Source organism: Agromyces fucosus, from assembly GCF_004134865.1.
Lineage (GTDB): Bacteria > Actinomycetota > Actinomycetes > Actinomycetales > Microbacteriaceae > Agromyces > Agromyces fucosus.
In genome coordinates this window covers 790,363-806,369 of sequence record NZ_SDPO01000002.1, presented here as the reverse complement: position 1 = coordinate 806,369, position 16,007 = coordinate 790,363, and the positions used below count along the sequence as shown (strand labels likewise).

Here is a 16,007-nt window from a genome sequence, read left to right as displayed (position 1 = left end):
CCGCTTGTTCGCTCAGGCCGTCGCCGAACCCATCGAATAGGACGCGTGCGCGAGTTCCTCGACCGCGGCGGTCACCGCGCCGAGATGGCGGACGGCGGCCGCGAGATCCACGCCCGGGACCGTCAGCGCGACGGCCGCTGCGAGGTCTCCCTCGGGCGAGCGCACCGGCACAGCGATGCATACGCGGGCGTCGGGGCCCGGCTCGATGCAGTTCGCATAGCCCAGCCGGGACACGTCGACGGCGATGCGCCGACGCTCCTCGATCGAGATGCCCGCTGCATGCGCAGATACCGCTACTGCCTTCGCCGCTCCAGGATCGGTGGTCGCCTCGAGGGGCGGATACTCGGCGATGAGCAGCCGTCCGACCGCCGTCGCTCCGAGCTGGCGGCGCGTTCGGTCGATCGAGAGAAGGGGGAGGTCGGGGTCCTCGTCGACGACCAGAACCCGCCCGCCTGTGTACCGTACGAAATGCACCGCCTCGCCGGTTCGCCTGCGGAGGCCGGCGATGAGATCGGGCACCGGGTCGGCGCGGCGCGGCGCGATCAGGTGCGCGAGCTCGACCACTCGCACGCCGAGCACGAAGCCGTCGAGACTCGGATGCCGCAGCAGATACTCCTCGCTCGTGAGCGAGTTGATCAGACGGTAGGCGCTGGCACGCGGCATCCCGAGCAACTGGGCGATGCGGTTCGCGGAGAGCGTGGGGCCGCCGCGCGCGACCTCTTCGAGCACCGCGAGGGCGAGGGCGACACCACCGGCGCCCGACGGGCCGCTCATGAGCGAGTGGGTGGAGCGCCCGGGAACGAGATGGCGTCGGACGCCACTGGCGTGTCGTAGGCACCGACTCGCCTCGCGAGGCCGGAGCCGGAACGGACCCGCAGCAGATGGGCGACCGTCGTGACCGCGATGATCGCCACGAGGACGGCGAGCGCTGTCGGGTCGTCGCCGGCTTCGGCGAGTGTCTCGGTGACCGCGACGCCTGCGAGCACCAGGGTGCCGAGGAGTGCGGGCCACGCCTCGCGGAGGCTGAACTCCTCGATGCGAACGAGGTAGGGGGTCGCCGCCGCGCAGACCGCGAGGTAGGCGATGATGAACGCCATGCTCGCGGCCAGGTGCACGACGTCGCGGTAGAGCGAGGTCCGCCCCGCCCCGGCCAGGAGCAGCGTGCCGACGATGAGCGAGGCGCCGACGACGACGGCGGCCACGTGCGGTGTCGCGTACCGGATCGACGTGCGACCGAGCGCCCTCGGTAGCACGCCTTCGCGGGCCATCGTGAACACGAGGCGCACGAGCGCGTTGGTGAACGCGAGGGTGCACGCGATCCAGGAGGCGGCCACGACCGCATGGATCAGAGGGTCCAACCACGGGCTCGCGGCGAGGTCGGCATCCGTGAGCAGCCGTGCCGACCCGCCGTCGGCCACCGCGGAGAGTTGGGCCATCATCCCGAACAGGTACACCGCGGCGACGGCGGCGACGGTCCAGACGAGCGCCCGCGGCACGCTCGCGAGCGGTCGACGGCTCTCGGGGCCGAGCGCTGCACCGCTCTCGAAGCCGACGAAGCAGATCAACGCGAACCCGATGCCCTCGGCGAAGGAGGGGAGCGACGGTGCGGCGTCGATGTCGGGCAGGATGCCCGAGAGATTCCACCCCGAAGCGGCGAACACCGTGATCGAGAGTGCGACGAGGGCCGTGACCGCGACCGCCTCGACGACCAGCATGACCCGTGTCGACATCTTCGGGCCGAGGGCGATGACCGCCGTGATCGCCGCACCGATGCCGACGGTGAGCAGGGTGGGCACCAGCCCTCCAGCTGCCCATCGTTCGGTGCCGCCGAATGCCGCGTCGAGACGGTGGACCGCACTGCGGAGGGTGTCGATCGAGACGCCCCCGTAACCGAGCAGGAGGGCGACGCCGGTGACGATCCCCGCGGTCGGGCCGATGCCCTTGGTGACGAAGGTGTAGATACCGCCGGCGGCCGAGATGCGGCGCGCGAAGATCGAGGTGGCCAACGCCACGAGGATCACGGCTGCCGCGGTCAGCAACAGGGTCGCGAAGGCGAACGAACCCGTGCGGGTGATGAGGCCGCCCGTCAGGATGAGGAGGCCACCGGCTGGGGCAACGGCGGCGACGGACTGCGCCACCAAGTCGATGGTGCGCACCGACCCGCGCCGGAGTCCGTGCAGTGGCGACACCGACCCGAGGCTCGCATCGGGCAGTCCCCTCGTGATCGCGTCGCTCAGTGAGCTCATGTCTCTGCCTCCTCGGATGCCGGAAGCGTATTCGTCGCGGGTTTCGCCGCGGTCAGCGACGTGTTTCGGGTCGGTGACACGAGACGGGACACGGCGAACGACGCTCGCGGCATCCTGACCGGCGCCGACGCTGTGGCGACGGGTCCGAGCAAAGCCGTTGGCGCGCCCGCACGGGGGTTCCGGGCATGCCCCCGGAACCCCCGTGCGGGTTCGGCCGCCCTACTTCGCGAGGAAGGCGAGCAGCGCCTCGTTGACCTCGGCGCCGTGGGTCCAGAGCAGGCCGTGCGGCGCACCCTCGATCTCGACGTAATCGGCGGCGGGCAGGCGCTTCGTGAATTCGCGGGCGGTCGCGTCGATCGGCAGGATGCGGTCGGCGGTGCCGTGCAGGATGAGCGACGGGACGTCGACCTTCTCGATGTCGCCGCGGAAGTCCGTGAGCCACGACTGCACGACCGCCGAGGAGGCGAACCACGAGGAGCCGGCTGCGACGTTCCAGCTGCCGCGCAACGCGCCTTCGCTGATGCGCGATCCGAGGGTCTCGTCGAGGTTGTAGAAGTCCTGGAAGAACCCGTCGAACCAGGCGTAGCGGTCGGACTTCGCCGTCTGCTCGATGCCCTCGAACACCGAGGCGGGCACGCCCGTGGGGTTGTCGTCGGTCTGGAGGAGGAACGGTTCGAGCGAGGCGAGGAACGCCGCCTTCGCCACGCGCTCGCTGCCGTAGGTGCTCAGGTAGCGAGCGACCTCGCCGGTGCCCATCGAGAAGCCGACCAGCACGGCATCGCGCACATCGAGCGTCTCGAGCACCGTGTTCAGGTCGGCGGCGAAGGTGTCGTAGTCGTACCCGGTGGTCGGCTGGCTCGAGAGTCCGAAGCCGCGGCGGTCGTAGGTGATGACCCGGTAGCCGGCGTCGAGGAGCGCGGCCGACTGCTTCTCCCATGAGCGGCCGTTGAGCGGGTAGCCGTGGATCAGCACGACCGGCTGCCCGGTGCCGTGGTCTTCGTAGTACAGCTCGATGGGGGTGCTGTTCTCGGTTCCGACGGTGATGGTCGACATGTCGTGCTCCTCGTGACTGATACCTAACCGGTTTGGTTCGGTGTGTTGGTTATAACGAAACCATAGCGCGATCCTTCCAACCTGTCTACCGCGTTATGATGGTTATAATCTTCTGTTCAGAATCGAGACCCGATGTCCGCCTCCCTCTTGCTCGACCTCGTGAACTCGCGGCTCGTGATCGGCGAGCAGGTGCACGACGAACTCGGCGAGGACGCAGCCGCCGCCGCTTGGCTTCGCGTGCACGGGGCGCTCGGCTCGCCGGCCGAGGTCGCCGACGCCCGGGCGGCGCGCGCCGCGCTCGTGCCCTTCCTCAGAGGTGAAGCGGATGCCTCGGCGCTCGAGCCGTGGGCCGACGCGATGCGCAAGCGCGCCCGCGTCGGCGCCAGCGGGCTCGAGTGGATCGACGAGATCGACCCCGAACGGGCCATCGGGGCGAGGGCCGTGGGCGAGTGGGCGACGCTGCAGGGCGAGCAGGGCTCGCGCATCCGGCCGTGCGCAGCACACGACTGCCAGCATTTCCTCATCGATGAGAGCCGTGCGAACGCCCGCAAGTGGCACTCGATGGAGACGTGCGGCAACCGGGCGAAGGCCCGCAGGCACTACGCGAAGTCGAAGCTCGCAGTGCTGCCCGGAAGCACCGAGGAGTAGTCTGACCGGCATGGGCAGCGTCACAGAACCTGCCCCGGGGGAGTACGGGCCGCCCGAGCCGAGGGGAACCGGCGAAGGCGACTCGTCACGCGACACTCGGGGCGACCACGGCTTCTTCGGGCAGCCGAGATCGCTCGCGAACATCTTCGGCGTCGAGATGTGGGAGCGGTTCAGCTTCTACGGCATGCAGGGGATCCTGCTGATCTACCTGTACTACTCGGTCGCCGAGGGCGGCCTCGGCATGGAGGAGACGGCGGCGGCCGGCATCGTCGGCGCCTACGGCGGCGGGGTCTACCTCTCGACCATCCTCGGGGCATGGCTCGCCGATCGCGTGCTCGGCAGCGAGAAGGTGCTCTTCTACAGCGCCATCGTCATCATGGCCGGTCACATCGCGCTCGCGCTCCTGCCGGGGTTCGTCGGCGTCGGCGTCGGCCTGGTCCTCGTCGCCTTCGGCTCCGGCGGCCTCAAGGCGAACGCCACGAGCGTCGTCGGCACGCTCTACTCCGAGCACGACCCGCGCCGCGACGCCGGGTTCTCGATCTTCTACCTCGGCATCAACCTCGGTGCGTTCTTCGGCCCGATCCTCACGGGCCTCCTCGCGTCGACGCTCGGCTTCCACTGGGGCTTCGCGCTCGCCGCGGTCGGCATGGCGATCGGGCTCACCCAGTACTCGTTCGGGCGCAAGCGCCTGCCGGCCGAGGCATCCGTCGTCCCGAACCCTCTCCCACGTGACCGCATCGGCCTCGTCATCGGCATCGCCGTCGCTGCGGTCGTCGCCGTCGTGGTGCTCGTCGTCACGGGCCTCATCACCGCGACGAACCTCGTCACCTGGGTCATCGGTTCCGTGATCGTGGCCGCGGTGGGGTACTTCGCGGTGATCCTGTCGAGCAAGCGCATCACGACCGTCGAGCGCAGCCGGGTGTTCGGCTTCATCCCGCTGTTCGTCGCGAGCGTCGCCTTCTGGTCGCTGTACCAGCAGCAGTTCACGGTGCTCACGATCTACTCCGACAAGCAGCTGAACCGCGATCTCTTCGGCTGGGAGATGCCCGTCTCGTGGGTGCAGTCGATCAACCCGATCTTCATCATCATCCTGTCGGGTGTCTTCGCGGCCATCTGGACGAAGCTCGGCGACCGCCAGCCGTCGACGCCGATCAAGTTCGCGCTCGGCACGGCGATCATGGGTGTGGCGTTCCTGCTCTTCATCCCGTTCGCCGGCGGCGCGGCGAACTCGACCCCGCTGCTTGCGATCATCGGCATCCTGTTCGTGTTCACCGTGGCCGAGCTCCTGCTGTCGCCGGTCGGCCTCTCGGTGACGACGAAGCTGGCTCCGAAGGTGTTCCACACGCAGATGGTGGCGCTGTTCTTCCTGTCGGTCGCGCTCGGCACGGCGATCTCGGGCCAGCTCGCGACCTTCTACTCGGCCGACAACGAGGTGGTCTACTTCGGCGTGCTCGGCGGCATCGCGATCGCGCTCGGCGCTGCGCTCGCCGTCGGCAGCCGCGGGGTCCTGAAGCTCATGGCGGGCGTGCGCTGATCCAGGCGGGCCCGGCCACCGGCGGCCGACCCGCTGACGCGGGGCATGCCCGCGGGCGACTACGATTCGAGTGATGACCCGAGCCCTGGTGGTGATTCCCACCTACAACGAGCGCGAGAACATCGCTGCGATCGTCTCCCGTGTGCGCACCGCCGTGCCCGCGGCATCCGTGCTCGTGGTCGACGACTCCTCGCCCGACGGCACCGGCGTGATCGCCGACGAGCTGGCGGCGGCGGATGCCTCGGTGCACGTGCTGCACCGCACCGAGAAGAACGGCCTCGGGGCGGCCTACCTCGACGCCTTCGCCTGGGCGCTCGCCGAGGGGTTCGACCCCATCGTGCAGATGGACGCCGACGGATCGCACCAGCCGGAGCAGCTCACGCGGTTGCTCGACGCGCTCGCCACCGAGCCCCCGGTCGACCTCGTGATCGGCTCGCGCTGGATCGACGGCGGCTCGATCGAGAACTGGCCGCGCCGCCGCCAGTGGCTCTCGCGGGGCGGCAGCGCCTACGCGCGCTGGGTGCTTCGCCTCCCGACGAGGGATGCCACGGCGGGGTATCGGGCGTTCCGGGCCGACGCGCTGCGGCGTATCCGGCTCGACGACGTGCACACGCGCGGCTACGGGTTCCAGGTCGACATGCTCTGGCACGCGCGCGAGGCCGGGCTCGTCGTGGTCGAGGTTCCTGTCACCTTCGTCGAGCGCGAGCGCGGGCGGTCGAAGATGAGCGCCGGCATCGTGATCGAGGCGATGATGCGCGTCACCGGCTGGGGTATCCGCAGTCGGCTCGGCCGCGGACTGCCTCAGCCCGCGAGCAGCAACGGCTCGGAGACCAAGCGCTCGCGAGCCTGACGCCGGGCGCCGGCGACCGCGGTTTCGCCGCCGTGCTGCGACGCCGCAATTGGACGATCCGTCGGGTACCGCCGACGAACGGTCGGGCGCCGGCGCGGTCGTTCCGAGAGGGTGGAGATCCACCTGAAGGAGCGACATGTCGACGAATACCGCGAGCACCAGTGCGATCCCGCTCCCAACGGCCGAGGCGGCGCCGGACGCGGATGCACCGGGCCCCCGCAAGGCCGCATGGGCCGGGGTCGTCTCGCTCGGCCTCGGCATCTTCACGCTCGTGGCAAGCGAGTTCCTGCCCGCGAGCCTGCTCTCGCCGATCGCGGCCGACCTCGGCATCACCGAGGGGGTCGCCGGACAGCTCGTGACCGCCACGAGCATCATCGGCATCGTCGGCGGCCCCCTCGTCGTGTCGGCACTGCCGCGGGTCGACCGCCGCACGGTCATGGTGGGCCTCACCACGCTCGCCGTCATCTCGAACGTGCTCGTCGCCATCGCTCCCGTATTCGGACTCATGATGGCTTCCCGTTTGCTGCTGGGCCTCGCGATCTCGGGATTCTGGGCCATGTCCCTCGCCGTGACCTCGCAGCTCGTGCCGGCGGATCGGCTGGGCCGCGCGATGACGATCGTGAATACGGGGCTCTCGCTCGCGACTATCGCCGCGGTGCCCGCGGGCGCCGTCCTCGGTGACTTCGTCGGCTGGCGCACGGTATTCCTCGGCGCCGCCGCGGTGGGGGTCGTCGCACTCACGGTGCAGATGGTGACGCTGCCGTCGGTGCCGCCGACCGGGGCGCCCGGCTTCCGCACGCTCGTGCGGACGGCGGTGCGGCCGGTCGTCGCGCTCGGGATCCTCTCGGTCGTGCTCATCGCGGGCGGCCACTTCGCCGGCTTCACCTACCTGCGCCCGGCCTTCGAGTCGATCGGCGCGGTCACGCCGTCGACGCTCGCGCTGCTGCTTGCGGTCTTCGGGCTCGCCTCGTTCGCAGGGAACCTGGCAGCCGGCCCGCTGGCCGATCGGCGCCTGGGCACGCTTCTCGTGGCGGCACCGGCTGCCATCGGTGCCTCGATGGTGCTGTACGCAGCATGGGGCGCGAACCCGGTCGTTGCGGTCGTCGTGGTGAGCGTGTGGGGTGCCGGGTTCGGGGCCGTTCCGACGATGATCCAGACCTGGATGGCACGCGTCGCCCCCGACCGGCTCGAGAGCGCGGGCGGACTCATCGTGGCCGCCTTCCAGACTGCGATCACGATCGGTGCGGCCGTCGGCGGCCTGCTCGTGGATTCGGTCGGCGTGCAGGTCGCGTTCCTCGGCGGCGGAATCTCCGCGGTGCTCGGCGGCATGGTGCTTGCCACGGCGCGGCGCCGGTGACGGCAGCCCAAGCGTACGCCGCGGCTGTCGCGGCGCATCCACGGGTCGAGCGGATGCTGCTAGCTTCGCAAGACGAGCCGCGACGGTCGGTCGCAACCGTGAACCCGAGGAGAACGCCCGTGCAATCCGACGCAGTGGCAGAAGCGGCATCCGATGCGGTCTCCGCGCCTGCGAAGGTGCTCGTGTACGGGGCATACGGGCACACGGGCCGCTTCGTCGTCATCGAGCTGCTCCGACGCGGCCTCGTCCCGGTGCTCTCCGGCCGGAACGGTTCGGCCTTGGAGGTGATGGCCGCAGAACTCGGGCTGGATGCTCGCCGCGCGGACGTCACGGACGCCGAGGCGATCGACGAGGCGATGCGGGATGCCGCGGCCGTCGTCAACTGCGCCGGCCCGTTCGCCCACACGACGGGTCCGTTGCTGGATGCGGCGAACCGCCGGCGGGTGCCCTACGTCGACGTCGCCGCCGAGATCGAGGCGAACGAGGACACCTTCACCCGCATCCGGGAGCGCGCCGGTGCCGAAGGGGAGATCGTCGTCCCGGCGATGGCCTTCTTCGGCGGCCTGGGAGACCTGCTCGCGACCGCCGCGATGGGCGACTGGGCCGACGCCGACGAGGTGCACGTCGCGTACGGGCTGAGCAGCTGGCATCCCACTCCAGGCACTCGCGCCGCCGGGACCGTCTCGCGTGAACGGCGCGATGGCCGACACGTCACGTTCCGCGACGGCAGCCTGCAGTACGGCGAGGACGAGTCCCAGCTGACGACGTGGTCCTTTCCCGAGCCCCTCGGCGTCAGGCAGGTTCGAAGCAAGTTCTCGATGGCCGACATCGTCACGATCCCCAAGCACTTGCGGGTTCGCGACGTCGACTGCTACATGACCGTCGAAGCGATCGCGGAGCTCTCATCGTCGGACACGCCCGCGCCGGTTCCGGTCGATGAGAACGGCCGATCCGAGCAGACCTTCGTCGTCGATGTCATGGTTCGCAGGGGTGCGGAGCAGCGACGCGCATCCGCTTCCGGGCAGGACATCTACGCGATCACCGGTCCGCTCGCAGCCGAAGCGGTCGACCGCATCCTCTCGGGGCGAACGCGGACGACCGGGGTCGCGTCGGCCGGCGCGATGTTCGATCCGGCGGACTTCCTCGACGCGCTGCACGAGGAGCTGAGCTGGACGAGCGAGCTCGCCGAGCCGCTCGGATCCGACCGGTCGTAATCCGGGTCAGGCGACGGGCTGCAGGACGCTCCGTCGCCAGCGGCTCGGTGCCACGCCGGCGTGACGGCGGAACGCGCGGCTGAACCCGTCCTCACTGTCGTAGCCGAGGCGATACGCGATGCCCGCCACCGCGTCGCCGTTGCGGAGCATCCGCTCGGCCTGCGCCATCCGGACCCGGGTGACGTACTTCGCAGGGGTGTCGCCGACCGTCTCGCGGAACTGCTCGGAGAACTGCGAGCGGGACGCGCGCGCGATGCGAGCGAGGGCTGCGACGGTCCATGGCGAACCTGGGCTCTCGTGGATCGCCGCGAGGGCGTCGCCGACGTTCGGGTCCTGTGCCGCGGCAAGCCAGGCGCGCGCCGTGCCGCAGCCGTGTTCGAGCCAGAAGCGCACCGCCGCCGAGATGACCACGTCGGTGAGTCCGGCCAGCACGGTGACCGCGCCCGGACGGGCGTCGGATGCCTCGCGGTGCATCGTGTCGAGCAGGCTCGAGAACCCGGGCTCCTTCCGACCGAACCCGCGGGCGGCCAGCACGGGCGGCATCGCCCGAGTCATCGTCGGATGGGGCTCCACCAGCGCGATCGTCGCGCTCAGCAGGCGTGCGTCGGCGGAGGCGGTCAGTCGTGTCGGTCCGCCCTGCGGCAGGAGCGCGACGTCCCCGCGGTCGAGTTCGACCAGGTCGTCTCCCCGCTCGAGTTCGATGGTCCCGGAGAGGACGACATGGAGCCGTGTCGTGTCCTGCCGGTCGTGCCGGGTCGCGCCCGCGGCGAGATCGTGTCGAGAGGTCTCGCTCACCGACCACCTGAGGTGTTCGAGGAACCGACCGATCGTGGCGTCGTCGTCGACCCGGATCATGGCCGGTGGCGACGACGTGATCATACGCATGTGAGGTGCAATCGCCTCGAGGCGCCGATCATTCCCCGACGCCGGCGCGCGACCTCAGCCCGCGAGCAGCAACGGCTCGGAGACCAAGCGCTCGCGAGCCTGACGGCGGGCACCGGCGACCGCGGCTTCGCCGCCATGTTGCGAGGCGATGATCGTGGGGATCGACTCGAGGGCACCGCCGCCGACGGTCGGGCGATTGTCGCGGAACGCGGTCTCGATGTCGCCGACCAGTGCCGCCCAGTACCCGCCCACGACGATGTACGCGGGGTCGAGGGTCGGGGCGACCAATTGGAGCGATCGGCCGATCCACAGGGCTGCGTCGAGCCATGACCAGCGGGCGCGGTCGTCGGCGGCGTCGACCAGGGCGACGAGCTCCTCGAGCGCGGCGCGACGACCGTTGGCGGCCGCGAACCCGGTGAGGCCCGCCCGCTTGAGCACGATCTCGGGGGAGGCGACGGTGGCGAGGCATCCGCGCTGTCCGCAGGCGCATCGCACGCCGCCGGGCACGATCGGCAGGTGCGCGAACGTCGCGGCGAGTCCGTGGGCGCCGCGCATCGGTCGGCCGTCGACGACGGCGGCGGCGACGATGCCGGTATCGCCGGCGAGGTAGAACAGGTCGCGTGAGACCAGGCCCCCCAGCTCGACGGATGCCGCGGCCACCGCCGCCGGTACGAGCGCGATGGGCACGGGGAGCTCGCCTTCGATCTCGGCCAGCCCAGGCGTGCGGGCGCGGAGTTCGCCGAGCACGTCGACGGGCTCGACGCCGAGCCGATCGTCGGTGAGCACGATCGAGGGGGTTCCGGCGACGGCGCCGTCGACGAGCACGGTGACGTCGGCGATCCGCCGTTCGGCGCGCTCGGCCCTGGCGATGGCCCGGCCCAGCACGACCGCGAGCAGTTCGAGCGGGCTCGGGTCGGCGACCGGCGTGTCGGCGAGGGAGGGATCGGGGCGGAGCGGTGCGGTGAAGCGGGCCAGCTCGTCGCCGCCGAGCGATGCGATGGTGGCGACGGCGTCGTCGGGCCCCAGATGGGCGGTGACGAGCACGTGGTCGGCGGCGGCGAGGGTGAGCGGTGCGGTGCGGTGGTCGCCCGCGGCGTCCGCCGCCTCGGGTCGCAGCACGCCGGCGTCGAGCAGCCGCGAGGTGAGCCCGGCGATCGCCCCGCGGCCGAGGCCCGTCGCGGCGGCGAGCTCGCTGCGGGTCGCCGGGCCATGATCGACCAGGTGGTCGACGAGGCGTGCGGACTGCTCGCGATGCACCTCGTCGAGCGGGCCGGTGGTGGTGGGAACTGAGGTCTCGCCGGCCGTTGTCATGTGAGAAGCATGCGTGCAACGGGGCCTCCGGGTCACGTACCCCGTTCGGGGTACACGACCCGAAGGCCCCGGCGCGCGACCGGATCAGCCGGCGAGCAGCGGACGCACGCTGGCGTAGCCGTCGGCCACCACGGTCGACGGGGTGTCGTAGACGCGCGTCGTCCGCTCGGCCTCCGAGTACCGCGGCCAGCCCGGATCGCCCGTCGTGATGAACGCCACGGCGCCGCCGTGGACCTCGTCGGCGAGGCGCTGCGGTGGGTTCGGCCCCGCGAGCGGCTCCATCGCGATGGAGTCGAGGCAGTCGAAGAAGAACGGCACGTCGAGGCAGTGCTCGGCGAAGCCGAACGTGCCCGACGGCCATGAGAACCGGTACACCCACGTCGGTGCGTCGCCGCGCAGCGCGACGATCTTGATCAGTGCGGTGCGGAACATCTGGTCGGTGAGGAACCGGCCCGCGATGCGCGCCGTGCCCTTGCCGGCGACCTCGGCGTTCGCCGCGAGGTAGGGCTTCAGCTTCGCCTTCGGCATGCCGAGCTTCTTCAGCATCAGCGACTTCGGGATCCAGCGGAGCTTCTTCTCGGCCTCGGCGAAGGCCATCGTGAACTCATCGTCGGTGGCGCCGATGACGAGGGGCTTGTCGGAGCCGACCCCCGCCGCGAGCGAGTCCTTCGTCGAGCGGGTGAGCAGCTCGCCGTCGATCGCCGGGCCGAGGCCCAGCCCCTCGTCGATCATGCTCTGCAGGGAGTCGGGGCCGAGTTCGGTCGCCTTCTTCTGCAGCTCGAGGATGCGGTCTTCGGAGAGGCTCGAGAACCCGGCGACCGTCGGCTCGACGCCGCCGGCCGCTGCGAGCTCACGGCCGAACTTCTCGCCACGCGCCGGCGTGACGTCGGCGAGGGCGCCGGAGATCGCGTAGACCCCCTGGAAGAGGTGCTGCGCCGACTCCATGCCGAGCAGGGTGAGCACGGCGCCGCCGCCGGCCGATTGGCCGGCGATGGTCACGCGCGACGGGTCGCCGCCGAAGGACGCGATGTTCTCCTGCACCCACTGGAGGGCGAGGAGCCAGTCGCGGACGCCGCGGTTCGACGGGGCATCGGAGATCCAGCCGAAGCCGTCGAACCCGAGGCGGTACGAGATCGTCACGGTCACGACGCCGTCGCGGTTGAAGCGCCCGCCGTCGTACCAGAGGCTCGCGGGCGAACCGGCGAAGAAGCCGCCGCCGTGGATCCAGACCAGCACCGGCAGCGCCGCGTCGGTCGACGGTGCCGGAGTGAAGACGTTCACGTTGAGCGTCGAGTCGCCGGGCACGCTGGGCTCGGGGATGAGCGTCACGCCGGGGTCGCCGCGCTGCGCGGTTGCGCCGAACTCGAGCGCGTCGCGCACGCCCTCCCACGGCGCCTTCGGCACCGGGGCGGCGAAGCGCAGGTCGCCGACGGGCGCCTCGGCGAAGGGGATGCCGAGGAATGCGGCCGAAGCGGATGCCTCGCCGGCCTCTCCGCGCCAGGCGCCGCGAACGCGGCCCGCGGTGGTGTCGACCTCGACGAAGGTACCGGTGCTGGTCTGGGTCATGGGGTGGTGCTCCTAACGAACGCTCTTGATGGGGATGACTGCCAGAGCCGCGATGATGACGAAGACGCCGCCGAAGACGAACAGCATCGGATATCCGCCGAGCGTACCGATGATGATGCCGGCGATCGCGGCGCTCATGGCCTGGGGGATGTTGGTGGCGATGTTCAGGATGCCGAGGTCCTTGGCGGCCGCGGAACCTCCGCCGGGCAGGACCTCGGTCATGAGTGCGGTGTCGACGGACATGTAGAGACCGAAGCCGATGCCGTTGATCACGCTCATCGCGATCATGCCGGTCATGTCCGGCATGAGGAGCGGCATGATGAAGCCCACGACCATGACGGCCGACGCCACGTAGATGAAGACCTTGCGCCGGCCGGCCTTGTCGCTCCACCAGCCCGAGACCGCGATGGCGACGAGCGTCGGCACGAGCGCCACGAGCGTCAGGGTGACGACGGCCCCGGTCGCGTCCACGAGCTCCATGCCGATGTAGTCGGTCAGGATGTAGAACTGGAACGCAGCCACGACGAAGTAGCCGAGCATGAGCAGGAATCGGGCCGTGAACGCCCAGAAGAAGTCGGGGTTCGTACGCGGGTCGATCCAGAAGCCGCCGAAGAACGCCTTCCAGCTCCACGGCTCGACGGCGGCCTCCTTCGACGACCAGTCGCGGTCGATCACGACGTACGCCACGGTGACGACGATGATGGCGATGCCGAAGACGGCGTAGCCCATGCCGAAGTTCGCGGCGAACTGCCCGGCGACCATGATGCCGAGGGTCATGCCGACCTGCATGCCGATGCCGAACATGGCACTCGCGGCGCCGCGCTTGTCGCGCGGGAACCGGTCGGGCGTGATCGCCGAGAGCGGCCCCTGGATGGCATTCAGCGAAACCTGGATGAGCACCCAGAAGATCGCGATCCAGACGATCGAGTCGAGGAAGCCCATGCCCAGCAGGAGCACGCCGCCGATGAGCGACCCGCCGACCATCCACGGTGCGCGGCGCCCGAAGCGCGAGCGTGTGCGGTCGCTGATCGCTCCGACGATCGGCTGGGCGAAGAGCGTGAACACGAACGAGATCGTCGAGACGAAGGCGAGGTTCGCGACCTTGTTCGCCTCGTCGATGATCGCGACCTGGAGGGGAAGGAGGATCGCGATCAGGCCGCCGTAGGTGCCGAAGAGCGTGAGGGCGACGAGCAGGATGCCGGGGAGCGTGCGCTTGGTGGGCGGCGGGCTCGCCGGTGCTTCGCCGGGGAGCGGTTCGGTCGACGAGATGGCCCCGGTGGGGGCGAGGAGGGCGGCGGGGTCGCCCGGGGCTGGGGGTTGGATGGACAAGGGTGGCTCCTCTTCATTGAGAACTGCCTGCTGGGGGCGCGCTCATCCGAGCGAAAACCGAATGGCGCTCGGCAATGAGTATGCGCCGAATCCCGTTGGAATTCAACCGTTGAACTAAAAGCGTGGACAGGCGTCCCCGCATCGCCCCGGTCCCGGCCCGGGGTGGTGTCAGACGCCGAGGCGGCCCGGATCGGCGAGCACCGCGTCGCGAGCCGCCCACACGGCACCGAACAGCGCGGCATCCGCGCCGAGCCGGCCGGCCACCACTGCGGGAATCGCGGGAGCGCCCGCACGTGGTCCGGCGAGCGTCGGCCGATTCGCCCGGAACGCCTGCTCGATCGATGCGGTGTGCGCTGCCCAGAAGCCGCCGATGACGATGGCGTCGGGGTCGGTCGCCATCGAGAGCACCTGGAGTGAACGCGCGATCCACGGCAGGGCGTCGTCCCATGCCGCGGCGGCGGGCGTCGCTCCGGCAGCGATCTGCGACGAGAGCTCGTCGATCGCCGTGGCGAGGCCGCGCTCGGCCACGAGACCGGCGAGGCCCGCCCGCTCGAGCAGCACGTCGGGGCCGGCGACGGTCACGAGGCATCCGCTCTGGCCGCACTCGCAGGGCTCGCCGTCGGGCACGATGACGATGTGGCCGAGCGCCCCGCCCACTCCGTGTGCACCTTCGACGAGTCGCCCCTCCAGGAGGATGGCGCCTCCGATGCCCGAGTTGCTCTTGATGTAGAGCATGCTCTCGGTGCTCTCGAGCACCGAGCGTTCTGCGAGTGCGGCGAGCCAGGCGTCGGACTCGAGGCTCATCGTCGCGGGAAGCGACGGAAGGCGCGAGCGTAATCCGCCGATGACATCGACCTCGCCCCACCCGAGGTCGGTGTCGGCCAGTACGACGGGCGGTTCGCCGCCGACCGGGGCGAAGACGACGACCGGCATCTCGACCACTCGGCGACCGAGCCCGGAAGCGACGCCGAGCGCCTCGGCGACCACCGAGGCGAGCACGTCGAGCACGGCGTCGGGCTCGCCCATCGGGCGGCCGTGCCGCGCGGAGACCCGGAACAGCTCGTCACCGGCGAGGGTGGTCAGCAGTGCGGTGGCGGTGTCGGCGTCGACCTGCGCGACGAGCACGGCGAGGTCGGATGCCGCGAGCTCGAGCCTCGTGATCGGGCGGCCCTTGCCGCTCGCGACCGGATCGGTCTCACGGAGCACGCCCGCTTCGGTGAGCGCAGCCGCGAGCGCGGTCACGGCACCGCGGGTGAGCCCCGTCGCCTCGGCGATCTCGCTGCGCGCGCTCGGGCCGGAGCGCACGATGTGCTCGAGCACGAGCGTCAGGTTGTGCCGGCGCACGTCGCCGGAGACGAGCGATCGCGGGAGGCGAGGCATCCGCTCAGGCCTTGCGGGTGATGAGGTGCCAGAGATAGGCGACGTGCTCGGCCATGTCGATCGAGGGGTCGAGCATCCACTGCGTCTGCAGGCCGTCGGCGGCCGCGAGGAAGAGGTTGCCGATGCGGTCGAGGTCGAGATCGGGGTCGAGGCGGCCCGCCGCCTGCTCACTGCGCAGCATGTCGCCGAAGACGGCGCGGAACGCGTCGTAGCGCTTGACGAAGAACTCGTGAGCCGGGTGGTCGGCGTCGCAGGCCTCGGTCGACAACTGGGCGTAGAGCTGCACGAGGCCCGGCACCTCGGAGTTGTGCCGGATCACCTGGAAGAACACCTCGATCGACTGATTCGTCTGGAAGTCGATGCCCTCGGTGTCGACCTCGTCGCGCTTGCGGAGGATCTCCTGGAAGAGCTCCTCCTTCGACGAGAAGTAGTGGAGCAGGCCGGCCTGGCTGAGGCCGACCGCGTCGGCGAGCTCGCGCACGCTCGTGCGACGGTAGCCGTTGCGTGCGATGACGTCGAGCGCCGTGGTGAGGATCTCCTCGCGCTTCGCGACGCCTTTCGCGTATGAACCTCTGCGTGCCATACCTGAATGGTAGTCGCTTGCGGTTGAAAACCGAGCGATGTATGGTTTTGC

General features: G+C 70.5%; 14 protein-coding genes. 5 read left to right on the top strand and 9 right to left on the bottom strand.

Going from position 1 to position 16,007, the window contains the following annotated elements; translation table 11 throughout:
* Positions 1-12: 12 nt before the first annotated feature.
* From ESP57_RS09475 to ESP57_RS09465, 3 genes are all read right to left on the bottom strand, one after another.
* Positions 13-774: an IclR family transcriptional regulator gene (locus ESP57_RS09475; RefSeq protein ID WP_129231344.1), complete on the bottom strand. Its 762-nt coding sequence runs from the start codon at positions 772-774 to the stop codon at positions 13-15.
* Positions 771-2,246 (bottom strand): APC family permease, encoded by a 1,476-nt coding sequence (locus ESP57_RS09470; RefSeq protein WP_129231343.1) that lies wholly within the window; start codon positions 2,244-2,246, stop codon positions 771-773. The genes ESP57_RS09475 and ESP57_RS09470 overlap by 4 nt, the downstream gene beginning before the upstream one ends.
* 219 nt (positions 2,247-2,465) lie before the next feature.
* Positions 2,466-3,299 (bottom strand): alpha/beta fold hydrolase, encoded by an 834-nt coding sequence (locus tag ESP57_RS09465; RefSeq protein WP_056006412.1) that lies wholly within the window; start codon positions 3,297-3,299, stop codon positions 2,466-2,468.
* A 132-nt stretch (positions 3,300-3,431) separates the two neighbouring features.
* Here ESP57_RS09465 and ESP57_RS09460 point away from each other — a divergent pair, with 132 nt between their 5' ends.
* The 5 genes from ESP57_RS09460 to ESP57_RS09440 all read left to right on the top strand — a co-directional run bounded on the left by ESP57_RS09460 (position 3,432) and on the right by ESP57_RS09440 (position 8,902).
* Positions 3,432-3,947 carry a CGNR zinc finger domain-containing protein gene (locus ESP57_RS09460; RefSeq protein ID WP_129231342.1) on the top strand — a complete coding sequence of 172 codons (516 nt, stop codon included), beginning with the start codon at positions 3,432-3,434 and terminating at the stop codon, positions 3,945-3,947.
* Positions 3,948-3,957: 10 nt separating this feature from the next.
* Complete coding sequence (locus ESP57_RS09455) at positions 3,958-5,481, top strand: peptide MFS transporter (protein ID WP_115959158.1); 1,524 nt, start codon at positions 3,958-3,960, stop codon at positions 5,479-5,481.
* A gap of 73 nt (positions 5,482-5,554) precedes the next feature.
* Complete coding sequence (locus ESP57_RS09450) at positions 5,555-6,331, top strand: polyprenol monophosphomannose synthase (protein ID WP_129231341.1); 777 nt, start codon at positions 5,555-5,557, stop codon at positions 6,329-6,331.
* A 136-nt stretch (positions 6,332-6,467) separates the two neighbouring features.
* The gene (locus ESP57_RS09445) at positions 6,468-7,688 is read left to right on the top strand and encodes an MFS transporter (protein ID WP_129231340.1); all 1,221 of its coding nucleotides are present in this window, start codon (positions 6,468-6,470) and stop codon (positions 7,686-7,688) included.
* A gap of 119 nt (positions 7,689-7,807) precedes the next feature.
* Entirely contained in the window at positions 7,808-8,902 is a 1,095-nt protein-coding gene (locus ESP57_RS09440) for a saccharopine dehydrogenase NADP-binding domain-containing protein (RefSeq protein ID WP_243648472.1), read from the top strand.
* A gap of 6 nt (positions 8,903-8,908) precedes the next feature.
* On the opposite strand, the gene ESP57_RS09435 is transcribed toward ESP57_RS09440, so the two are convergent.
* The 6 genes from ESP57_RS09435 to ESP57_RS09410 form a co-directional block, all read right to left on the bottom strand.
* Positions 8,909-9,757 (bottom strand): AraC family transcriptional regulator, encoded by an 849-nt coding sequence (locus tag ESP57_RS09435; protein WP_165877428.1) that lies wholly within the window; start codon positions 9,755-9,757, stop codon positions 8,909-8,911.
* An 84-nt stretch (positions 9,758-9,841) separates the two neighbouring features.
* Positions 9,842-11,098 carry an ROK family protein gene (locus tag ESP57_RS09430; protein WP_129231338.1) on the bottom strand — a complete coding sequence of 419 codons (1,257 nt, stop codon included), beginning with the start codon at positions 11,096-11,098 and terminating at the stop codon, positions 9,842-9,844.
* 84 nt (positions 11,099-11,182) lie between these two features.
* Positions 11,183-12,664 (bottom strand): carboxylesterase/lipase family protein, encoded by a 1,482-nt coding sequence (locus ESP57_RS09425; RefSeq protein ID WP_129231337.1) that lies wholly within the window; start codon positions 12,662-12,664, stop codon positions 11,183-11,185.
* A 12-nt stretch (positions 12,665-12,676) separates the two neighbouring features.
* Positions 12,677-13,993, bottom strand: a complete 1,317-nt coding sequence (locus ESP57_RS09420) for an MFS transporter (RefSeq protein ID WP_243648471.1) — start codon at positions 13,991-13,993, stop codon at positions 12,677-12,679.
* Positions 13,994-14,161: 168 nt separating this feature from the next.
* Positions 14,162-15,373 (bottom strand): ROK family protein, encoded by a 1,212-nt coding sequence (locus tag ESP57_RS09415; RefSeq protein WP_115959148.1) that lies wholly within the window; start codon positions 15,371-15,373, stop codon positions 14,162-14,164.
* Positions 15,374-15,377: 4 nt separating this feature from the next.
* The gene (locus tag ESP57_RS09410) at positions 15,378-15,956 is read right to left on the bottom strand and encodes a TetR/AcrR family transcriptional regulator (RefSeq protein WP_115959146.1); all 579 of its coding nucleotides are present in this window, start codon (positions 15,954-15,956) and stop codon (positions 15,378-15,380) included.
* Positions 15,957-16,007 lie beyond the last annotated feature (51 nt).